Origin of the sequence: Asanoa hainanensis (assembly GCF_900188485.1) — a bacterium.
Lineage (GTDB): Bacteria > Actinomycetota > Actinomycetes > Mycobacteriales > Micromonosporaceae > Asanoa > Asanoa hainanensis.
The window spans coordinates 316,037-337,587 of sequence record NZ_FZPH01000008.1 but is presented as its reverse complement, the minus strand read 5'-3'; the positions used below and the strand labels follow the sequence as shown (position 1 = coordinate 337,587).

At 71.2% G+C, this 21,551-nt stretch carries 16 protein-coding genes; 10 read left to right on the top strand and 6 right to left on the bottom strand.

Annotation, left to right across the window (positions count from 1 at the left end; genetic code table 11):
• Positions 1–313 precede the first annotated feature (313 nt).
• Positions 314–718 (top strand): hypothetical protein, encoded by a 405-nt coding sequence (locus CHC05_RS21595; RefSeq protein WP_089251626.1) that lies wholly within the window; start codon positions 314–316, stop codon positions 716–718.
• 9 nt (positions 719–727) lie between these two features.
• Here CHC05_RS21595 and CHC05_RS21590 read toward each other — a convergent pair whose 3' ends face one another.
• Positions 728–1,501, bottom strand: coding sequence for an AfsR/SARP family transcriptional regulator (locus CHC05_RS21590; protein WP_179266307.1), 774 nt, complete (start codon positions 1,499–1,501; stop codon positions 728–730).
• 178 nt (positions 1,502–1,679) lie between these two features.
• Here CHC05_RS21590 and CHC05_RS21585 point away from each other — a divergent pair, with 178 nt between their 5' ends.
• The 4 genes from CHC05_RS21585 to CHC05_RS21570 are packed head-to-tail and all read left to right on the top strand — an operon-like array spanning position 1,680 to position 7,063.
• Complete coding sequence (locus CHC05_RS21585; protein ID WP_179266306.1) at positions 1,680–3,359, top strand: S8 family peptidase; 1,680 nt, start codon at positions 1,680–1,682, stop codon at positions 3,357–3,359.
• The gene (locus CHC05_RS21580; RefSeq protein WP_089251620.1) at positions 3,356–3,970 is read left to right on the top strand and encodes an RNA polymerase sigma factor; all 615 of its coding nucleotides are present in this window, start codon (positions 3,356–3,358) and stop codon (positions 3,968–3,970) included. Before CHC05_RS21585 ends, CHC05_RS21580 begins: the two co-directional genes overlap by 4 nt.
• A complete protein-coding gene (locus CHC05_RS21575; protein ID WP_089251618.1) occupies positions 3,967–4,452 on the top strand; it encodes a hypothetical protein in 486 nt (161 codons plus the stop codon). The genes CHC05_RS21580 and CHC05_RS21575 overlap by 4 nt, the downstream gene beginning before the upstream one ends.
• 10 nt (positions 4,453–4,462) lie before the next feature.
• Positions 4,463–7,063, top strand: a complete 2,601-nt coding sequence (locus CHC05_RS21570) for a CHAT domain-containing protein (RefSeq protein ID WP_089251616.1) — start codon at positions 4,463–4,465, stop codon at positions 7,061–7,063.
• Here CHC05_RS21570 and CHC05_RS21565 read toward each other — a convergent pair.
• Positions 7,018–7,452, bottom strand: coding sequence for a hypothetical protein (locus tag CHC05_RS21565; RefSeq protein WP_089251614.1), 435 nt, complete (start codon positions 7,450–7,452; stop codon positions 7,018–7,020). The two genes, CHC05_RS21570 and CHC05_RS21565, sit on opposite strands and share 46 nt — an antisense overlap.
• Positions 7,453–7,675: 223 nt before the next feature.
• Between CHC05_RS21565 and CHC05_RS21560 the strand changes: the two genes are divergently transcribed.
• From CHC05_RS21560 to CHC05_RS21550, 3 genes are all read left to right on the top strand, one after another.
• The gene (locus CHC05_RS21560) at positions 7,676–8,476 is read left to right on the top strand and encodes a hypothetical protein (protein WP_144022703.1); all 801 of its coding nucleotides are present in this window, start codon (positions 7,676–7,678) and stop codon (positions 8,474–8,476) included.
• Positions 8,477–8,522: 46 nt separating this feature from the next.
• Positions 8,523–9,317: an MBL fold metallo-hydrolase gene (locus CHC05_RS21555; RefSeq protein ID WP_089251610.1), complete on the top strand. Its 795-nt coding sequence runs from the start codon at positions 8,523–8,525 to the stop codon at positions 9,315–9,317.
• 159 nt (positions 9,318–9,476) lie between these two features.
• A complete protein-coding gene (locus CHC05_RS21550) occupies positions 9,477–11,411 on the top strand; it encodes a S8 family peptidase (protein ID WP_089251608.1) in 1,935 nt (644 codons plus the stop codon).
• A gap of 22 nt (positions 11,412–11,433) precedes the next feature.
• Here CHC05_RS21550 and CHC05_RS21545 read toward each other — a convergent pair whose 3' ends face one another.
• Entirely contained in the window at positions 11,434–12,372 is a 939-nt protein-coding gene (locus CHC05_RS21545) for a hypothetical protein (RefSeq protein ID WP_089251606.1), read from the bottom strand.
• 50 nt (positions 12,373–12,422) lie between these two features.
• On the opposite strand from CHC05_RS21545, the gene CHC05_RS21540 reads away from it, so the two are divergent.
• Positions 12,423–13,088 (top strand): ribonuclease FAU-1 family protein, encoded by a 666-nt coding sequence (locus CHC05_RS21540; RefSeq protein ID WP_089251604.1) that lies wholly within the window; start codon positions 12,423–12,425, stop codon positions 13,086–13,088.
• A 4-nt stretch (positions 13,089–13,092) separates the two neighbouring features.
• Here the strand turns inward: CHC05_RS21540 and CHC05_RS21535 are convergent, their stop codons facing one another.
• From CHC05_RS21535 to CHC05_RS21525, 3 genes are all read right to left on the bottom strand, one after another.
• Entirely contained in the window at positions 13,093–13,611 is a 519-nt protein-coding gene (locus CHC05_RS21535; protein ID WP_089251602.1) for a hypothetical protein, read from the bottom strand.
• Between the two features lie 17 nt (positions 13,612–13,628).
• Positions 13,629–19,451, bottom strand: a complete 5,823-nt coding sequence (locus CHC05_RS21530; RefSeq protein WP_089251600.1) for a ThuA domain-containing protein — start codon at positions 19,449–19,451, stop codon at positions 13,629–13,631.
• A 153-nt stretch (positions 19,452–19,604) separates the two neighbouring features.
• Complete coding sequence (locus tag CHC05_RS21525) at positions 19,605–20,336, bottom strand: SDR family oxidoreductase (protein WP_218824616.1); 732 nt, start codon at positions 20,334–20,336, stop codon at positions 19,605–19,607.
• Positions 20,337–20,377: 41 nt separating this feature from the next.
• Between CHC05_RS21525 and CHC05_RS21520 the strand changes: the two genes are divergently transcribed.
• Positions 20,378–21,544 carry an epoxide hydrolase family protein gene (locus CHC05_RS21520; RefSeq protein ID WP_089251598.1) on the top strand — a complete coding sequence of 389 codons (1,167 nt, stop codon included), beginning with the start codon at positions 20,378–20,380 and terminating at the stop codon, positions 21,542–21,544.
• Positions 21,545–21,551 lie beyond the last annotated feature (7 nt).

Below are 21,551 nucleotides of genomic sequence, written 5' to 3'. Positions count from 1 at the left end.
CCGCCGCGCCGACCGCCCGGCCGCGGAGCTCCGCGACCCGAGCCACACGTTGTCCGCCAGCTGACCGGCCTCCGCACACACACCGACCCGCCGCGCCGACCGCCCGGCGGCGGAGCTCCGCCGCCTGAGCCGCACGTTGTCCGCCGGCTGACCGGCCTTTGCGTAAGCGCCGGTCCGTTCCCTTCGCGCAGGTCCGGACGTCTGCCGGCGAGATCGGCGCGTACGCCCGCGCGCTCGCCGGTAAGTGCTGTTTAAGTGCCCGTTGGTCTCCTGGCCCGGTCAACGTTCACGCGGAAACCGAAGGAGTGCCGCAATGGCAAACGCAAAGGCCAACGGCTGGGACGCCAGCATCAAGCTGCTCTACCCGACCGACGAGGGAACGTTCTTCACCCTGGCCGCCCTGGCCGCGGGCGAGCCCTACGACGTGGTCGCGAACGTCGAGATCGGCGAGAACCTCAACGAGGCGGTCGACGAGCACATCCTGCGGGTGTCGATCGTCAACCTGACCACCGCCACGCAGGTGGCCTTCGTCGAGGTGCAGGAGGACCTCAAGCCCGAGAACAACACGAAGCGGCGGGCCGAGCTCCGGGCGAAGTTCCCTCCGATCCCGAACCTGACCAGCGGCGACGTCCTGCAGGCCGTGGCGTCGTACAAGGTCGTCGCCGGCGTCAACTTCGACCTCTCGACCGCGCAGAGCGAGACCTTCGCGGCGGAGTGAGCACGGGTGCTACGCCGACCGGGACACCGGTTCCGGTCGGCGTAGCCGCTCGTACAGGGCCGTCGTCTCGCTCGACGGGCCGACCCGCAACGAGTCCCACAGGGTTCCGACGAGCTGACGGTGCTGGAGCAGCGCCAGGTGCCGCAGGCCGGAGCCGGCGTAGCAGAGCATCAGTCCACGGTGGACGCCCTCGTTGCACGGATCGTCGGTCAGCACCTGGCGGGCCAGCGTCGCCGCCGGGCCGAAGTCGCCACGCTCGGCGTACAGCGCCACGAGCCGGCTCCGCGCCTCCAGCGCCCGCACGCGCAGCTCGGCCCTTCGGGTCGCGGCCCATTCCGCGTACGGCTCGTCGGCCAGGAAGTCACCCTGGAACAGCAGCGCGGCGGTCGCGTAGTGCCGGGCGGCGGCCTCCGGGTCGTTGGCCTGGTCGGCCTGGCGACCAGCTAGACAGCTGGCCTCGAACTGCTCGACATCGCACCAGACGCTAACCGAGCGCGCGATTCCGTACGCGTCGAACCGGCGCTCGATGATCGGTTCGGGTGACGCCGCACGCAACAGCCGGCGGGCGCCGCTGAGTGCCACGTGCAGGCTGTTGCGCGCCGCCCGAGGCGGGGCGTCGGGCCAGAACGCGTCGATCAGCACCTCGCCGGGCACCAAGGCGTCCCGATGGGCAAGCAGGTAGGCGATCACGTTGCGACTGCGCCGGCTCGTCGTCGTGTCCACGAGCCGCCCGTCCACGATGACGCGAAGCTGGCCGAGCAACTGCGCCCGCACCCGCACCATCTCGCCCCCCTCGCTCGATTGCCCGCTACCGGGAGGCCACGACGAGACGACCTGATACGTCGGGAAACGGATGGTGGTCATGGAATCCGGGCGAGACGCTCATGTATCACCGGGGTGCGCCGGCCCCTCCAGGCAGAGACCAAGCCGACCCCAGCACCGCGTCGTGAGGAGCCGAGCAATGATAAAGATCCGTGTGATCTCCGACGGTTCGAGCGGAAAGGAGCACGAGTCAGGTCTGACCCGCTACGTCCTGCCCGCCGTGCCACAAGCCGTCCTGCAACGTCACGGAGCGCGGGTGCTGCGGCCGGCCGAGGCCGCGGTTGCCAAGGGTTGGCCGAAGCCGAACCCCACCATCTACCGCTACGGCGTGCTGTTGGTTCCCCGCCGTCTGCTGGACTCCGCGACAATCGTGACGCTCAACAGGGTCCTCACCGACGTTGGTATGCGGCTGGTGCGGCCTGACGCGACCGACGATCAGCCGGCAACGTCCGACGACGATCTGGACGCCAAGCTCCCTGTCGCCGTCGAACTGGGTGTGGCGGGTACGTTCAAGCCCCAGGCCGTGGATGCCTGGACTGCCCTCCAGCGGCTCCGGGCCGAGGTGACCGCGTTACGCGAGGCATGCGACAGCGGAGCGTCGACTGACACCGCAGCGCTGGAGTCACTCGCCGGAGTGGTCGACGCGATCTCCCTCGATCACCTTCTCGTCGGTTCCGCGACGGACGGGTCCAGCAGCACCATCGTGACCGGCACCAACACGGCCAGCAACGGCAACCCCGATCTGAACAACCTGTTCGACCGCCCGGCGGCCGGCACCAGCGGCCGCATCCCGGTCACCGTCGCGCTGGCTGATCCGGGCCAGATCTACATGGGCCAGAATGCTAGTCGGCGACCCGTCGTGGCGGTGCTCGACACCGGCATCGCCTGCGACCCGGAACACCCATGGCTGACGCCACGCGTCGAGCGGGGTGCCAACGGGCACGAGGACGCCGTCGTTATCGTCGACACCGAGCTGCAGAAACAACTGGAGGCGGAGCACGTCGGCGAACGGCTGCTGTCCATCGCGAGCTACGCCGACGAACCCTCCATCGAGGAACCACTGCTGGGCGACCTGTCGACGCACGCGGGCCACGGCACCTTCATCGCCGGGCTCATCCGCCAGCTCGCTCCCGGCGCGCAGATCTACGCGGTGCGGGTGATGCAACCCGACGGGTTCGCGCCCGGGAGCGACGTCGTCAACGCGCTCAAGAAGATCGCCTACCGGGTACGACGCGCGCAGTCGGGCCAGGCCGACGGCCAGGCGGTGGACGTGGTGTCGCTTTCGTTGGGTTACTTCGACGAGTCCGCGGACGAGCGGAACGTGACCATCGCGCTCGAGCCGGTCCTCCGGGAGCTGACCGAGCTGGGGGTCACGGTGGTCGCGGCGGCCGGCAACTTCGCGACGAGCCGGAAATTCCTCCCGGCGGCGCTGACCGAGAAGCTGACCGACAAGGCGGCGGCGCCGATGATCAGCGTTGGTTCACTGAACCCCAACGGGTCGACCTCCCGCTTCAGCAACGAGGCGCCGTGGGTCACGTGCTACGCCTCGGGGGCCGCGATCGTGAGCACGTTCCCGGCCTTCGCGGGCGCGCAGAACGCGCCCGCCCGCACCGGCCGGCGGGAGTCTTTCGACCCCGACGACTTCGCGAGCATGTTCGGCGTCTGGAGCGGCACGTCGTTCGCGGCGCCCGTGATCGCAGGTCTCGTCGCCGCGCGGTTGCACGACGAGGCCGGTCGGCACGATCGCGACCAGAACTCCGCCGCCCGGGTGGCAGCCGCCCACGCGGCGTGGGAGAACGTCCTGAAAGACGCGCGATGACCACGTCGGACCATGCTTCGGTGTCCGGGCCCGTGGCCCGGGCGCCGGGGCGGCGCGAGCGGCTCTCCTCGGTCGTCCGGGGCTTCCTCGCCGGCAACCAGGACGACCTCGACGCGCTGGTCACCGAGCTGACCCCGCTGCTCTGGCGGGTCGCGCGGTCGACCGGCCTCGACGCTGCCAGCTGTGAGGACGTCGTCCAGCAGTCGTGGCTCACGTTGCTCAACCATCGTGACCAGATCCGTACGCCGGATGCTCTGGTCGGGTGGCTGGCCACCGTCACGCGCCGCGAGGCCGTGCGGGTGTTCACCGCTCAGGGTCGCGTGCGGCCCGCTCCGGACGACCTGTGGGAGCCGGTGCCCGACTCCGGCCCGGCCATCGAGGACATGCTCGTCTCGGACGAACGGCGGCGGGCGCTCTGGCGGGTCGTCCGCCGGCTGCCGCACCGTTGCGTGCAGCTGTTGCAGGTCATCGCGTTCAGTGAGCGCCCCGACTACGCCGGCATCGCGGCCGCGCTCGGTATGCCCAAGGGCAGCATCGGGCCGACTCGTGGCCGATGCCTGGCGAAGTTGCGGGAGATGCTGCTGGCCGAGTCCGACTGGAGTTGGCGATGAACCCGACAGCCGCGGACGACCCGATGGACGACCTCGACCAGGCGATCATGGACGAGGTGGCCGAGCTCTACCGCACGGTCGATCCCGTTCCCGGCGACCTCGTCGACCGGATCCGGTTCGCCGTCTCGTTCGGCGACCTCGACGCCGAGCTGATGCGGCTCGTGGAGCAGACCGTGTACGCGGGTGTGCGCGGCGCCGAGCACAGCAAGATCTTCACGTTCTCCAGCACCCTCGTCACGTTGACCATCCGCGCCGTCGGGCTCACCGACGACACCGTGCGGGTCGACGGGTGGCTCGCACCGCCCGCGGCGCATCGGGTGAGCGTCCGGTTCGGAGCGGACCGGGTCGAACGGACCGCCGACGAGGACGGGCGCTTCGTCGTCGAGCAGATGCCGGCGGGTGTGGCGCAGCTGATCGTGCGGATGGTCAACGAAACCCGGCCGACGAGAAACGTGTTGGCGACCCCGGCGGTGGTGCTATAGAAAGATGCCCATGGGCGTCGTCGGCCCCGACCCCCCGGCTCCACCGGTCGCCTCGCGGGTTGTCGCCACCGAGGCGACGGCGCGGCGCCTGCACCGGCGGGGCATCGAGGCGACGTCCGACGGACGCCCGGCGGCCGGCGCCCGTCATCTGCGCACCGGCCTGGCGCAGCTCGGCTGGCACGAGCACGACGGCTTCGTTCCACAGCCCGGCTCCACCCGCGATGCCGTGGTGGCCCGGCTGCTGATCAGCCTGGCCTACGCCGAGTCGGAGCTGGGCCGCACCGACTACGGGTTCGACCTCCTGACCGCCGCCGAGCCGCTCGTCGATCCGGACGACAACGGCGTCCTGCTGTCGCAGCGGGCGTTGATGCTCTACCGCACCGGCCGCTACACGGACGCGATGCGCTTCTTCGACGAGGCGATTCCGTGGCTGGGAGCGGAACGCCACGTCGCCGTGCTGTGCTCGACGCTGCTCAACCGGGCGTCCGTACACCTGCATGCGGGGCGGGTCAGCGCGGCCCGCGCCGACCTGCGCCGGTGTGAGCAGCTCGCGCGCCGACACCGACTCGGCATGCTCGCCGCCAAGGCCATCCACAACCGCGGCTACTGCGAGTTGCTCGCGGGCCATCTGCCGGCCTCGCTGGAGGCGTTCGCCGCGGCGGAGTCGCTCTACCGCGAGCACGCGCCGGGCTACCTGCCGGTGCTGCACGCCGCCAGGGCCCGCGCGCTGCTGACGGCCGGCCTGCCCACGGAGGCCGGCCGCACCCTCGACGACGTGATCACGGCGTCCCGGCGGCAACGGCTGACCCAGGAACAGGCCGAGGCGGAGCTGCTCCGGGCGCAGGCCGCCCTCCGCGCCGGTGACCACGCGGTCGCGAGCGCCTGGGCGCGGCGGGCCGAGCGGCGCTTCCGCCGTCGGTCCAACGCCGCCTGGGCCGAGCTCGCCGCGCTGGCCCGGCTGCGGTCGGACCTGCCGCGCGCCCGCCGCCTGTCCGCGCTGGCCGCCCGCGCCCGCACGGTCGCCGTGGGGCTCCGCGCGGTGCAGTTGCTGCCCGACGCGGAGATGGCCGACCTCGTGGGCGTTCGGGCGCTGGTCGCCGCCGGTCGCGCCGACCTGGCCGCCGCACTGGTGGCGACGATCCCGCGGACGCCGCCGCCGACCCCCATCGAGCTGCACCTCATGCGGCGGCTCGCGCGGGCCGAGCTGGCGTGGGCGCGGGGCGACCGCACCCGGACCGCGACCGAGATCCGGGTCGGGCTGTCCACCCTGCAACAGCACCGCAGCCGGCTGGGCAGCGTCGACCTGCAGGCGAGCATCGCGACGCTCGGGCGCGAACTGGCCACCATGGGCCTCGACCGGGCCTTCGACCGCGGGTCGGCCATGGGGATCTTCTCGTGGTCCGAACGCTCACGCGCGCAGGCGTTCCAGATACCGCCGGTCCATCCACCCGCCGACCCGCAGGCCGCCGAGGCGATCGCCGAGCTGCGCCAACTCCGCCACGGCCTGCGGACCGCCGAGCGGGGTCACCCGGACACCGTGCTGGCCCGCGCGCGGTGCGCGGAGCTCGAGCGGTTGATCCGCGAACGCACCTGGCGCGTCGGCGGGCCCAGGCAGAGCCAGCGCGCCGCGCGCCCCGCCGACGTGCTGGCCGAGCTCGCCGCCACCGATCGCACGTTGGTGAGCTTCCTGGCCCGCGCGGGTCGGCTGGAGGCGCTGCTGGTCGACTCGGGGCGCGTTCGGCTGCTGCCCCTGGGCGAGCACGCGGCGGCCCGGGAGGCCACCGCGCGGCTGCTGGCCGACCTCGACGTGCTCGCCGCGGGTGGACTGCCCGGCCCCATCGAGGACGTCATCCACGCTTCGCTGCGGCGCAACCTACGGACGGTCGCCGAGCACGTGATCCGCCCGATGGAGGCGCTGTTGGGCGACCGGGACCTCGTGCTGGTGCCCACGATGGAGCTGTCGTCGATCCCGTGGGGCCTGCTGCCCGCAATGCGCGGCCGGCCGGTGACCGTGGCGGCGTCGGCCTCCGCGTGGCTCGCGGCACAGCGGTCCGCGCGGTCGACGGCCGAGCGCGCACCCGCCGGTCGTCCGTTTCTCGTCGCCGGGCCGGGCCTGCGCTTCGCGGAGGCCGAGATCGACGAGGTCGCCCGCGCGCACCCGGGCAGCCGGACCTTGGCCGGTCCCGACGCCACCGTCGCGAGCACGCTGGGCGGCCTGGACGGCGCGTCGATCGCTCATCTGGCGGCGCACGGCCACCACGAACGGGAGAACGTGCTGTTCTCCTGCCTCGACCTGGTGGATGGGCCGCTCATGGCGTACGACATCGAACAGCTCAAAGCGACACCGCGGCAGGTCAGCCTCTCCGCGTGCGATGTCGGCCGGGCCGTCGTCCGCCCCGGCGACGAGATCCTCGGCTTCACGGCCGCGCTCCTGTACGCCGGCACGGAGAGCGTGGTGTCGAGCGTCGCCACCGTCAGCCACCCCGGCGCGGTGGCGGTCATGACCCGCTATCACCGCGCGCTGGCGGCCGGTGTCGCGCCGTCCCGGGCGCTCGCCGACGCGTCCTACGCCGACCCGATCGCACCGTTCGTCTGCTTCGGCGCGGGCTGACGCGGTTCGCGACCGTCGCGGGCGACCGCCCGGATGAACTCCTCCACGAGCCGCTCCTGCTGGTCGCCGGACGCGTCGCTGAGCCGCAACGTCGCCTCGCCCACGCTCAGCTCCACACTGCGCGGCCCGCTGTCGCGGGACAGCCACGCACGCGTGATCGTGACCAGTCGCAGAATGGCCTCGGCCGAGCCCTGGATGGTCGCGAGCACCAGGCCCAGCGACTCCCAGTCGACGCCACGCGCGCCGACCGCCGTGTCGCCGCGCCGCACGGTCTCCACGCCGGCGACGCCCTCGGCGCGCAGCGCGTCGACGAACGCGTCAGTCAGTCGCTGGACGCACGGCGCGTCGGCGCCGGACTCCGCGACCCGGATCAGGACCTGCGTCGACACGAGGCACCCCCATCCAAGCACTCGACGTACGTCAATGAGCATACGGCGGCCGGGCGCGCGAGCCGGTTGGCGCACGAAGCACGCCAGACGGCCCGGCGCCGCATCCGAAGCGGTGCACCACGGGGCCGTTCGCCCACCCGTCGCGCGGAAGGCTGTCGATCAATCCCGCGGCGTTGCCACACTGGGGTCGGCTTCGGAATCGCCGAGCATGGGAGCGCGAGCGATGATGTGGCAGCCGCCCGGGCACGTGCCTGGGGTTCATGCGCCCGGCACCACCGTGCCCATTCCGTGGATCATCGAGCAGCAGATGCTGGCGGCCCGGGCGCAGCAGGCCGCGGCCGCCGCGGCCCGAGCGGAAGAGTTCCGCGCCGCGGCCGAGGCGATGGCGGCCGAGGGCGTTCTTTGCGGCGAGCCGTCGTGTGGCGCGCGGGCGGTCGGCCGATGTTCCCGCTGCGGGCAGGGGTTCTGCGCGTCCCACAACAGCGTCGACCGCACGACCGGCGACCTGGCGTTCTGGGCGCGACCCGAGCTGTGCGGCTCCTGCCAGGACGGCGACATCGCCGCCGAGGAACAGCGACAGCGCGAGGCGCGTGCGGAGGCGGTGGCCCGGCTGCACCGCGCGCGGCAGGCCGAGCAGGAGCACGCCGACCGGGTGACCCGCAACGAGGCCAGGACCAATCCCGCGTACGTCCGGCGACGCTCGGACTGGCTGGACGCCCGGATCTCGACGTCCTTCCGCGCGCGGACGGTGTCCGACACCAGGGCGGGGGTGGCCGTCGCCAGCCTGGTCGCCGTGCCCGTGCTGGTCCTCGTGCTGGTCGGCTGGCTCGCCTCCGGCGATCAGTTGGCGGCGGTCGCAATCGTGTGCCTGGCCCTGCCGTTGCTGTGGTGGCTCGGCTGGGCGCTGTACACCCTGCACCGCTCGCGGAGACAGCTGCGCCGGGCCGAGTTCGTCGAGGAGCGGAGGCGGCTGAGGCTGCGCCTCGGCTGCGGCGCGGCCGACTGCGAGCGCTGCTACGCATAGGGCTCAGGTCTATAGTGGTTGCAGAACGCAACCACTAGGAGGGGCCGTGCTGACCCAGGTCGCCGGCGATGTGCTGGTCCACCAGAGCGAGTTCATCCAGAGCAACGCCGTCGTCGTACGCGGCCGCGCCGGTGTGTTGCTCGTCGACCCCGGCGTGCAGGACCACGAGCTGGCCTGCCTGGCGAACGACCTCGACGGCCGGACCGTCGTGGCGGGCTTCTCGACGCATCCACATTGGGATCACGTTCTCTGGCACGCCGCACTCGGCGCGCCGCCGCGGTACGGCACGGCCCGCTGCGCGGCCACCGTCCGGGAGGAGCTCGAAGACCCGGAGGCGAAGGCCCGCATCACCGAGCACCTGGAGCCGACGGGCATCGCCGAGCGGGTCCCGCTCGACCTGTACGGCCTCGTCACTCCCCTGCCCGCCGACGCCGACCGGATCCCCTGGGACGGCCCCCGGGTGCGGATCCTCGAGCATCGGGCGCACGCACCGGGTCATGCCGCGTTGTTCGTCGAAGAGCACGGGGTCCTCGTCGCCGGCGACATGCTCTCCGACGTGCTCGTGCCGATGCTCGACCTGCACAGCGGCGCCGCGGACCCGATCGAGGACTACCTCACGGCCCTGCGGCTGCTGGAGAGCGTGCCGGCGACGGTCGTCGTCCCTGGCCACGGGTCGGTCGGCGGCGCCGGAGAACGGATCGAGCGGGACCGGGCGTACGTTATCGCCCTGCGTGAGGGCCGCACTCCCGACGACCCGCGGATCGGACCGGCCGCCAAGCCCGGCTGGGAATGGGTCAACGACGTGCACGACGGTCAGGCGAAACGGCTCGCCCAAGGCTGAGCCCGCGTTCATAAACAGTTTTGAATCGGCGAATCCGCGACGGCTGTTAACGGATCTGCCGGTACGCGGCCGCCGCTCCTAGGTTCGGCGACACCCCTTCGTGGTCGGTGTCGACGGGACCCGGCCGCGAAGCGGGTATCTCTTGGGAGGAGAGAAACCTTGCGGCACAAACTAACCCCCCTCGGCGTCGCGGGCCTCGTCGCGGCCGCCGCCGTGCTGGGTTTCGGCGGACCCGCCAACGCCGATCCCAGCTCACCCCTCCGGTACGCCGACAGCCCGAACGCCGTACCCGGTCGCTATATCGTCGTCCTGAAGGACGGCGCCGACGTCGGTGGCCGGGCCCGCGACCTCACCGCCCGATTCGGCGGGCAGACCCGGCACCTCTACACGGCCGGGTTCCGCGGCTTCGCCACGGCGATGTCCGAGCAGCAGGCGGTCAAGCTGGCCGCCGACCCGGCCGTCGCCTCGGTCGAGGCCGTGCAGCGCATCGGTGTGCTGGACACGCAGAACAACCCGCCCAACTGGGGTGACGACCGCATCGACCAGGCGAACCTGCCGCTCAACCAGGCGTACACCTATCCGGCCAACCCGGGCCAGGGCGCCACCGTCTACGTGCTCGACACCGGCCTCAACGCCAACCACGTCGACTTCACCGGGCGGGTCAGGCAGGGCACCGACATGGTCGACAACGACAGCAACCCCGCCGACTGCCATGGCCACGGTACGCACGTCGCCGGCACCGCCGTCGGCACCAGCTACGGCGTGGCCAAGAAGGCGAGCGTCGTGGCCGTACGCGTGCTGAACTGCCAGGGCAGCGGCACCAACGACGACCTGATCGCCGGGATCAACTGGGTGCGCACCAACGCGCAGAAGCCGGCGGTCGTCAACTACAGCATCGGCTGCCAGAGCCGGTGCACCAGCCAGGCGATGGACAGCGCGGTGTCGAGCCTGATCTCGTCCGGCGTGCAGTTCGTCCAGGCGGCGGGCAACTCGTCCGACGACGCCTGCTACTACAGCCCGCAGGCGGTCGCGGCGGCCGTGACGGTCGGCAACACCACGAGCTCCGACGCCCGCAACAGCAGCAGCAACTACGGCTCGTGCCTGGACATCTTCGCGCCGGGTACGAGCATCGTGTCGGCCTCGTACTCCAGCAACACGGGCAGCGCCACGATGACCGGCACCTCGATGGCCTCGCCGCACACGGCCGGGGCGGCGGCTGTCTACCTAGGACTCAACCCGTCGGCGACGCCCGCGCAGGTGCGGGACGCGCTCGTCAACAACGCCACCACCGGCAAGGTGACGAGCCCGGGGACCGGGTCGCCGAACCGGCTGCTCTACACGGGTTTCATGAACGGTGGGACCAACCCGAACAACCCGTCGGTCACGAACCCGGGCAACCAGAGTACGGCCGTGGGCGCGTCCGTGAACCTCCAGCTGCAGGCGTCCGGCGGCACCACGCCGTACACGTGGAGTACTTCCGGTCTGCCCGCCGGTCTGTCGATCGGGTCGTCGACCGGGTTGATCACCGGTAGCCCGACCACCGCCGGCACCTCGAACGTGACGGTGACCGTGCGGGACAACGTTTCCCGGACCGGGACGGCGACGTTCACGTGGACGGTCTCCACCGGGGGCGGTTGCACGGCGGCTCAGGTCGTCGGCAACTCGAGCCTGGAGAGCGGCACGACGCCGTGGTCGGCCAACTCGGGCGTGATCGGGGCCTGGGCCTCGTACGGCTACCCGGGCCGGACCGGCACCCGCAGCGCCTGGCTCGGTGGTCAGGGCCAGACGCACACCGACTACATCTCGCAGTCGGTGACGATCCCGGCGTCCTGCACGTCCGCCGTGCTGCGCTACTGGACGCGGATAACGACGGCCGAGAACGACGGTCGGGTCTGGGACCGGTTGACGGTGACGCTGGGCAGCACGACGGTGGGCTCGGCGACCAACCTGAACGCCAACTCGTCCTATGTGGAGACCGTGGTCGACGTCAGCTCGTTCCGCGGGCAGACGGTGACGCTGCGGTTCAACGGGGTCGAGGACCAGTCGCTGCAGACGAGCTTCGTCATCGACGACGTGACGCTGCAGGTGTCCTGAGGTCGAATGCGCTGGGGGTGGGTCACTCCCACTCCCAGCGCATGCCGACGATGCCGGGCGGGACGTCCGCGGCCACGAGATGCGCGCCGTGGGTCGACCCGATCCAGACTTCGCGTACGCCCTGGTCGGGCGCGTGCAGCCCACGGCGCTCGAACCGGTGGCAGCGGGCCGGGACGGCGTCGTGGTCGAACTGCACCTGCAGCACGTACTCGCCGACCGGCACCGAGAAGCCGTGGTAGTAGTTGTCCGTCGCGACCGTCGAGCCGCTCCCGAACTCGTACTCGATGAAGGCCGTGTCGCCCTGGGCCAGCATCCGGTCGAAGATGATCTCGGCAGCGAGAAGCCCGGTGCCGGGGTCGGACCTTACGCGACCGACGCGACAGTTCCGCCTCGGATGCACGCTGACCTCCGCGGTCGGGTCGTCGGTGTGGAAGATGCCGACCGTGCGGGAGACGCGGTCGACGTTGGCCCGCAACACCTGCCGGCAGACGAGGCCTCGCTCTTGCCGGTCGGGCCCGACCAGGTAGAGGTCGTGCATGCTGACCCGGCTGAGCTCGTGGTACATCCAGCGGTCGAGCTCACTCATGATCTTCGAGACGCTGGCGCCGTTCTCGAAGAGCCGGTCGATGTCGATGGTGCCGGGTGCTTGGTTGAGCCAGCGCCCGCGGGGGCGGCGCGGGCCGAGCTGGGCGATCAACGACTCGGCCGGCAGGTTCAGGATCTCCTCCATGAGCCGCACGGCCCGCATGGACTCGGGCCGCTCGGGCCGGCTGCGCCCGCGGCGCCAATAGCTCAGGGTCGCGAGGCTGACGCGGACGCCGGCGGCGGACAGCCGCGCCTGGATCTCCTCGGGCCGAATGCCCCGGTCCTCGATGGCCAGATGCAGAGCGGCGGAGAACGGCCCGGTCCGCAGCGCGTGCGCCAGATCGCGGCCGAGAGTCCCGGATCGAACCTTTTCCATGGCTGAGTATCACCACCCGCTGGCTTGTACGCCAGCGGTACCGTGCCCGAATGATCTTCGAACCGGGACGGACGATCGTCCGCAGGAACCTGTACCCGGACGGCAGGATCGGCTCGGTGCTGTGCGGCCGGGTGGTCAGCGACGACGAGCGCGGGCTCGCGATGTGGGTCGACGCGGGCTCGCAGAAGCTGGGCCGGGTCGACGGCGCGGGCCGGCCGACCCGGCCGCTGTCGCTGCTCACGTCGCTCCGGATGACCACGACGCTGCGACTGACCACCTGGGAGCCGATCCGCACGCTGATGGTGATGCCGCCGGGCGCGGCGCACTCGGTGTGGTGGAGCTGGCTGCCGGGGCAGGGTTTCGACGGCTGGTACGTGAACCTGGAGCGCCCGGTCACCCGCTGGGCGGGCGGGGTCGACGTCTACGACCAGGAGCTCGACCTGCTCGTGCGCCCGGACGGCAGGTGGTCGTGGAAGGACGAGGACGCGTTCGCGGAGTACACGGGCCACCCGGCGTTCTGGGACGAGGCGGAGGCCGCCGACGTACGAGCCGAAGGCGAGCGCCTGCTGGCGCTGGCCCGCACACGAGCCGCGCCCTTCGACGGCCGTTGGCTCGACTTCCACCCGGACCCGACGTGGCAACCTACGCGAATGCCGCACTGGTGGGAACTGCCGGCCGACTCGACCTGCTGGGGTCCCGAGTACTTCCGGGCATGAGCGTTCAGGTGGGGTTCTTCGCGCGTACGGCCCGGTTCTGGGCGATCGCGCCCAGCGCGAGGATGACCAGCACCCCGCCGCCGAGCCACCAGAGCCAGCCGAAGCGGTCTGCCTCGGCTGCGCGGGCGTCCGCTGCTGCCGGAGGTCGCTGCTGTGCGACCTTGGCCTGCACCGTGACCTCGGCCTTGCCGGCGTGCGGGGCCGGCGACGTCACCGAGACCGTCCACTCCCCCGGCGTCAGGACCGTGCCGCTCGAATAGAAGCCGCGGCCCTCGGCCGACGGGTTGAGCTGGATCGGGCCCACGGTCCGGCCGCCCTCGCCCGTCGCGTTCAGCACCAGGCCTACCGCCTGCTCGACCGGGTGCTTGTCCTTGGTGTAGACAGCCCGGACCGTCACGCCCCCTGCGCCGTCGCCGGCGACGTCGAGCGTGACGGGTCCGTCGTGTGCGTAGGCGGGCAGGCCCGGGACGAGCGCCAGCAGCGCCGCGGCGAACAACGCCGCCACCAGCCGAATGACGCTCATCCCGGATGCCCCTTCCGCTACTTCAGCGGTCCGCCGGCGACCTGCCGCCCCGGGTCGCCGGCCACCCGGCCGGTGCCCTTCAGCGGCTTGTCCTTGTTGGCCTTCTTCGCCTGCGCGCTGGCTTCGCCGCCGAGGCGGACGATCATCGCGTTGGCGTCGCGGACCAGGACGTCCCTGACCTCGGCGTTCGGCACCAGCGTGGTGTCGGAGGCCAGGGTGACGAACTCGCGCAGCTGCTTGATCGCCTTGGTGTCGTTGCCCTTCGCCTCGGCGTCACGCGCGGCCTGGAGCTTGGCCCCGAGCTGCTTGTGTGCCTTCTGCGTCAGCCAACTGGTCGCCTTGAAGCGGTCGAGCAGGAACTGCATGTCGCGGAACGACGTGGTGACGTAGAACCGGACCGAGGTCGCGGTGACGTTGCCGGCCTTGTCGGTCGCGGTCACGGTCAGCTCGTGCAGGCCGAGCGGGAGCTCGAACATGGCCTGCAGCTTGTTGGCCGGGTACGCCGCGCCGTCGAGGGTGCCGACGACGGTCTTGATGCCGGAGGTGGGGTCGACCGCCTGGTACGTCACGCGGACGTCCTGGCTGTCACCGTAGAGCTGCCCGTCGGCCAGCCCGCCGATGATCACCGTCGGCTTCGTACCGTCGATCTTGATGATCGCCGACTTGAGCGTCTCCACGTTGCCGGCCGTGTCGGTCGCGCGGTAGAGCAGCTCGTGCTGGCCGTTGCCGGTGACGTCGACCGGCACCGTGTACGGGGTCCAGGCGCCGCCGTCGAGCGCGTACTCCACCTTGGACACCCCCGAACCCGCGTCGGTCGCCGTCAGGGTGACCGGGACGGCACCGTTGTGCCAGCCGTCGTCGGTCGCCGGCGCGAAGGTGGCCGCGGTGACCGGCGCCGTGGAGTCGATCTTCACCGCGACCGACTTGGTCGCCTCCACGTTGCCGGCCTCGTCGGTCGAGCGGAACCGCACCTCGTGCGACCCGTCACCCGAAACCACAACCGGCGCCGTGTACGCGGTCCAGGTGGTCGCACCGTCGACCTGGTACTCGGTGCTCGCCACCCCGCTGCCGCCGGCCTCGTCCGAAGCCGTCAGCGTGACCGTCGCCGGGCCGGTGTACCAGCCGTTGACGGCGGTGCCCGAGACCACGGAGGTGGTCACCGGCGCCGTGGTGTCGTCCGGCTCCGAGGGACCGGAAGACAGGCGGAAGTAGTCGAACGAGATCGGCTTCGACGCCTGCTGGGCCGCGCCGAGGCTGAACAGGCCGACCTTGGTGTCGGTCGCCACCGCGGCGTTGGTCAGCGTCTCCGGGAACGTGGTCCAGGTGGTGCCGTCCGCGGAGTACGACGCCGTGTAGGTGTCGCCCACCTTGGCCAGCCGCAGGTGCCACACCGCGTTGGTCAGGTTCGTGACCTGCGGTTGCGGGTTCTGCACCACGCTCGCGATCTCGCTGCGGAACTCCAGCCGCCGCGCGACCGGCTGGCCCGCCGTGTTGTCCGCGATGAAGTCCAACTTGAGGTAGTTGTCGTCATCGAGGTACACCATCAGGCCACCCTGCTGGTACTGCTCGTTGAGCTGGCTGCCGTCGACCTTGGTCTCGATCGTCCAGTCGCCCGCCGGAGCGTTCTGCAGGATGAAGTTGGTCGGCCCGGTGTTGTTGCCGGTGTAGATGTCGCCGTTCGGCACGTCGACGGTCAACGAGCCGTTGCCGACCCGGTACGCCGTCGCGTCCTCGCGGACGACCGCGTCCCACCGGCACTTGTCCAGCGCCGCCCCGTTGAACTCGTCCGACGGGTCGACCTCGCCACTGGCCTCGTCCGGCGTGATCTGGAACCAGTCGAACTCGGCGTTGACCACCGGCGACGACTGGCCGCCGTTGACCGCGTACAAGCCGATCTTCGGGTTGTTGATCCCCGCCAGCGTGGCCGAGCGACCGGCCGGCGTGAACGTCACACCGTCGGTCGAGAAGGCCGCGGTGAGGTTCGTGCCGTCGGACGTGAGCCGCAGGAACGCGGTGTCGGTGTCCGCCCGCACGCTGTCGGCCGCCTCGTTGCGCGGCACGCTCGCCGTCTGGCGGATGAACTCCACCCGCTTGTAGTCGGCGAACAGCAGGTCGAGCTTGGCCCAGTTGGCGTCGTCGCCGTAGAGGAGCAGGCCGGCCTGCTGGTAGTTGCCGGTCAGCGGCACGGTCACCTTGGTGGTGGCCTGCCAGGCACCGGCCGGTGTCGGCTGGAGCACGAGGTTGCCGGCATCGGCACGGGTGCCGTAGAGGTCAGCCGCCTGGGTCGGCAGGCGAAGAGCGCCACCCGCCACCGAGTACGTCTGGTTCTCGCGGACGATCGTGCTCCACCGGTCACGGTCGAGCGCCGCGCCGTCGAAGTTGTCCGAGCGCGCCCCGAAGCAGGACGTGTTCGGCGCCTCGACCCGGATCGGGACGGTGGCGTACGCCGCCGCACCCCGGGCGTCGGTGGCGGTCAGGGTCGCCGTGAACGTTCCCGGCGTGGTGTAGGTGTGCGACGCGTTGGCCGTGTTGGCCGTGCCGCCGTCACCGAAGTCCCACGCGTAGGTGATCGCGTCGCCCTCCTCGTCGGTCGCCGTGCCGCTGAACTCGACGACGAGCGGCGTGGTGCCGGTCGTCGGGTTGCCGGACGCGGTGACCACCGGCGGCGCGTTGTCGGTCACGCCGCGGCCGAGGAAGTCGACCCAGTTGACGTTGAACACCGAGCCCTGGCCGGTGGTGCCGGCCGGGTTGCGGGCGATGAAGAACAGCGGCCCGCTGGTGGTCGGTGGGTTGCTCAACGGCAGCGTGACGTCCACGTAGGACTGCCAGCCGCCGGTGCCGGGCACGTCGACCGTGCCGAGCACGGCGCCGTCGACCGCACCGGACCGGACCTCGATCCGGCCGCCGTTGACCGCCGAGGCCGTCCGGAACCGCAGGCTGGTGATGCCGGTCAGGTTGGCCGGGTCGAACGTCCAGTAGTCACCGTCCTCGATGAAGCCGATGTTCTGGAAGCCGCCCTGGGTGTCACCGGTGGTCTCCCGCTGCACGCCCGGGTCGCCGCCGCCGACGCCGTCGGGTGCCCGGCCGGTCGCCGCGAAGTACTCCGCCTGCTTGCGCTTCGGCTGGAGCTGCTCGATGTCGCGACCGGTCAGCGGGTTGGACCCGCCGGCACCGCCGCCGTCGGTGTAGGTCGCCTCGAACACGCCGAACACGTTGGCGTCAGCGCCGTGCCCGGAGGCGAGCGACGTCTGGATGCTGCCCGTGCAGCCCTGCTGGCTCTGCAGCGGGTGGGCGTGCTCGTCGTGGCCCAGGTAGTACTGCAGCTTGACCCGGGAACAGTCGATGGCGCCGTCCTCCGGGTCGGTCACGGTCACCGTGTACTCGACCTGGTCGCCCCAGTTGAAGAAGCCACCGTCCGGCGGGAACGAGATCGACACGGTCGGCTCGGTGTTGCCCACCGTGATCGGCACGTTGGCCACCGCGGTGCGTCCGCCCGGGTCGCTCACGGTGAGCTGGGCGGTGTAGTTGCCCGCGGCCGCGTACGTGTGGCTCGGGTTGGCCTCGGTCGAGGTGCCGCCGTCGCCGAACGTCCACGCGAAGGTGATCTCCTCCTCGTCCGGGTCACGCGAGCCGGCGCTGGAGAACTGGACGGTCAGCGGTGACGGACCGCTCGTCGGGGTGCCGGACGCGACCGCGATGGGGGCCCGGTCGCCCGCCACGTAGTCGATCCGGTAGATCCCGGAGTTGTCGTTGTTGCCGCCGAAGCCACTGCCCCACTCGATCAGGTAGAGCGCGCCGTCGGTCCCGAACTCGAAGTCCATGGGCCGCAGGAAGCTCATCCCGGTCAGCAGCTGGTTGATGTCGACCAGGCTGTGCGCGTCCGCGCTGAGCTGGAACGCGTACATCTTGTTCTGGTTCCACTCACCGAAGATGGCCTTGCCGTCGTAGTAGGCGGGCCACTTGCGGTCGGACGTGCTGGCCGCGTCGTAGCGGTAGACCGGGCCGCCCATCGGCGCACCGCCGCCACCGATCTCCGGGAACAGCGGGTTGCCGCTGTAGTCGTAGTCGATGGTGGGCGCGATCGCCGGCGGCAGGTTCTGCAGGCCGGTGTTGTTCGGCGAGTCGTTGACGATCGCGGCGCAGTTGAACTTCGCCCCGCTCGGACCGCTCGGGAACGTGTAGTCGTTGTAGGCGTAGTTGTTGCCGTGGCAGTACGGCCAGCCGTAGAAGCCGGGCTGGTTCACGATGTTCCACTCGACCGTCCCCTCCGGACCCCGGTTGGGGTCGGCGGCGCCGGCGTCCGGACCGTAGTCACCGACGACCAGGGTGTCGGTCTTCGGGTCGATGCCGATCCGGAACGGGTTGCGGAAGCCCATCGCGAAGATCTCGGGACGGGTCAGCGCGGTGCCCGGCGCGAACAGGTTGCCGGACGGGATCGTGTACGAGCCGTCGTCCTCGGGGTGGACCCGCAGGATCTTGCCGCGCAGGTCGTTGGTGTTGCCCGACGACCGCTGGGCGTCGAAGTCCTGGCGACCCGGCCGCTCGTCGATCGGGTTGAACGAGTTGGACTCGAACGGGTTCGTGTTGTCACCCGTGGCCAGGTAGATGTTGCCGGCGCTGTCGAACACCATGCTGCCGCCCGCGTGGCAGCAGGTGTTGCGCTGGGTGTCGACCTGCAGGATCACCTCTTCGGTGGCGAGGTCGACGGTGTCGCCGCTGACGGTGAACCGCGACAGGTAGTTGCGCGGTGCCCCGCCGTCGGGCGCGTAGTACAGGTAGATCCAGTTGTTGGTGGCGAAGTCCGGGTCCAGGCGTACGCCGATCAGGCCGTCCTCGTTGCCGGTGAACACGTCCAGCGTCGCCGCGGTGGTGGTCAGGCCCGTCGTCGGCGAGATGACCTGGAGCCGCCCGTCGCGCTCGGCGTAGAACACCCGACCGTCGGGCGCCACGTCGAGCTCCATCGGGTTCTGCGTGTTGCTGTCGAGCGTCACCTTCTCGAAGCTGCTCGTCTTGCTGGCCGAGCAGTCGGCGTCGACCACGCCCGCGGTGGTCTCGATGCCGCCGAGCAGGTGGTTGAGGAAGTTCGGCTCCGCGTACGACTCCTGCGTGTGCCCGCTGCCGGTGTACCAGGAGCGGCCGCCGTCGAAGTCCTGGCACCACGCGGTCGGGTGGTCGGCGCCCATCGCGCCGGAGCCCGGTGCGTAGCTGGTCTCGTCGAGGCTGGCCAGCACGTGCACGGTGCCGCGCGGGTTGGTGCGGAAGTTGTACCACTCGTCGAAGCGGTTCCACTCCGCCGGCAGGCCCGCCGTGGACGGGTGCGCCGGGTCCTCGACCTTGATCGTCGCGTTCTGGTTGCTCGGGTGCGCCGAGAAGTACGCGCCGACGAGCTGGCCGTACCAGGCCCAGTCGTACTCGGTGTCGGAGGCCGCGTGCACACCCACGTAGCCGCCGCCGGCCTTGACGTACCGCTCGAAGGCGGCCTGCTGGTCGGTGTTGAGCACGTCACCGGTGGTCGACAGCCAGACAATGGTGGCGAAGTTGGCCAGGTTGGCGTCGGTGAACGCGGCCGCGTCCTCGGTGGCAGTGACCGAGAAGCCGTGGTCGGCGCCCAGCTGCTGGATCGCGGCGATGCCCGCCGGGATCGAGTCGTGCCGGAAGCCGGCGGTCTTGGAGAAGACCAGCACGTTGTACGGGTCGGCCGCGGCCGCCGCCGGGGCGGCGCCGGCGGGCGTGGGGCCCGCGACGAGCACGCCGAGCACGAGGGCGAGGCTGGAGGCGAGGGTGACGAGAGGTCTGAAGCTTGTCTTGAAACGGGTCTTGAAACGGCGATGGACGGACACGAAGGCGCTCCTCCGCAAGCGGTGATGGCCCGGGTGCTCAGCTCGCCGAAGACTGAGTGCCCAGGTTGGATGATCGCTGCCTGACGATTAACTCTTGTGGATCAAGGCAAAGACAAGTCTTGCGCGATGTATTTGCATATAACGTTTGAGTAACTAGCGGCCTCCGGCGACCCTGATCGTGGCACCGGTGACATAGGACGCGTCGTCGCTGAGCAGCCACGCGATGGCTGCGGCGACCTCGTCGGGCTGGCCCGACCGACCCAGCGGAGAGCTCGGCCCGAGCCGGTCCGGGCGGCCGGCCTCGCCGCTCTGAGTGCCGTGGAAATCCGTGTAGATAATGCCGGGCTGGACCGTGTTGACACGAATTCCGGAAATCCCGAGCTCTTTGGACAGTCCGAGCGTCAACGCGTCGAGAGCGGCCTTGCTGGCCGCGTAGTGGGGGTACTCGAACGGCGCGCCCAGGGTCGCGGCGGCCGAGGAGATGTTGACGATCGCGCCGCCCCCGGTCATCCGGCGGGCGGCCTCGCGGGCGCAGAAGATCGCTCCGACCACGTTGACCTCGATGACCCGGCGCAGGTCGTCGTCGTCGAGGTCGACGAAGGCGCCGATCCGGCTGCCGACGCCGGCATTGTTGACCAGGCCGGTGACCGGGCCGAGCACGTCGGCCGCCGCTTCGAAGAGCGCCGCGACCTGGGCGGGGTCGGCGGTCTCGACGGCACTCGCATGTGCGGTGCCGCCGGCCGCGGTGATCTCGTCGACGACTGTCTTCGCGGCCGCGGCGTCGCTGCGATAGCCGACCATGACGGCATGACCGGCGGCGGCGAGGCGGCGGCAGGTGGCGGCACCGATTCCACGGGAACCGCCGGTGACGATGGTGACCTTCACGCGCCCCACCTTGTCATACCCCGGAAGTAGCGTCCCAGGGCATGAGCCGACCGTTCCTCGTCGATGTCCCCGACTCCCTCCTCGCCGACCTGCGCGCGAGAATCCGCGCCACGCGCTGGCCGCCACCCGCGCCCGGGCCGGCGTGGGAGCAGGGCACCGACCTCGCCTATCTGCGCTCGTTGGTCGAGTTCTGGGCCGACGGGTTCGACTGGCGGGCGGCGGAGCGGCGGCTCAACGCGTACCCCCAGTTCGTGGAGGTGGTCGACGGGGTGCCGATCCATTTCGTGCACGCTCCGGCCGTCGGTGGCGGCGGGGTGCCGTTGGTGCTGACGCACGGGTGGCCGAGCGCCTGGGTCGAGCTCCTGCCGCTGGTGTCCCGGCTGACCGATCCCGCGGCGCACGGCCTCGACGGGCCGGCGTTCGACGTGGTGGCGCCGTCCCTGCCCGGCTACGGCTTCACCCCGCGTCCCGCGCACACCGGCGTCACCACCCGTTACGTCGCAGGCCTCTGGCACGGGCTGATGGGTGCGCTGGGCTATCGCCGCTACGGGGTCGGCGGCGGTGACTTCGGTGCCGGGGTGGCCACCTGGATGGCGCTGACGGCCCCGGAGCGGGTCACCGGCGTCCACCTGACCACGCCGGAGGTGTCGCCCTACCTCGGGCCGAGTTCGGCGCCGCTGACGCCCGAGGAGCAGGCCTACGTCGATCATCTGGCGCGCTGGGACGGCACGGAGCGGGGCTACTCGGCGATCCAGAGCACCCGGCCGCAGACGCTGGGCTACGGGCTGACCGACTCCCCCGCCGGGATGGCCGCCTGGATCCTGGAGAAGTGGCGGGCCTGGGGCGACACGGGCGGCGACGTCGACGGCCGGTTCGGCCGTGACTTCCTGTGCACGCTCCTGACCGTCTACTGGGCGACCGGGTCTCTTGCCACATCGATCCGGGACTACTACGACAATCGCTGGCACGGGTCGCCGCCCGGCCCCGCTGACCGGGTCACCGTGCCGACCGCGACGGCGGTGTTCGCCAACGAGTTCGTGCCCGAGGGGGTGCCGCCGGCCTCGTGGGCGGAGCGGCTCTACGACGTCCGGCGGCGCACGGTGTTCCCGCGCGGCGGGCACTTCGCGGCGGTCGAGGAGCCCGACCTGGTGGCGAGCGACATAGCGGCGTTCTTCGCGACCGTGTTGCGCTCGGAGGGTGGTGGTTGATCGACTC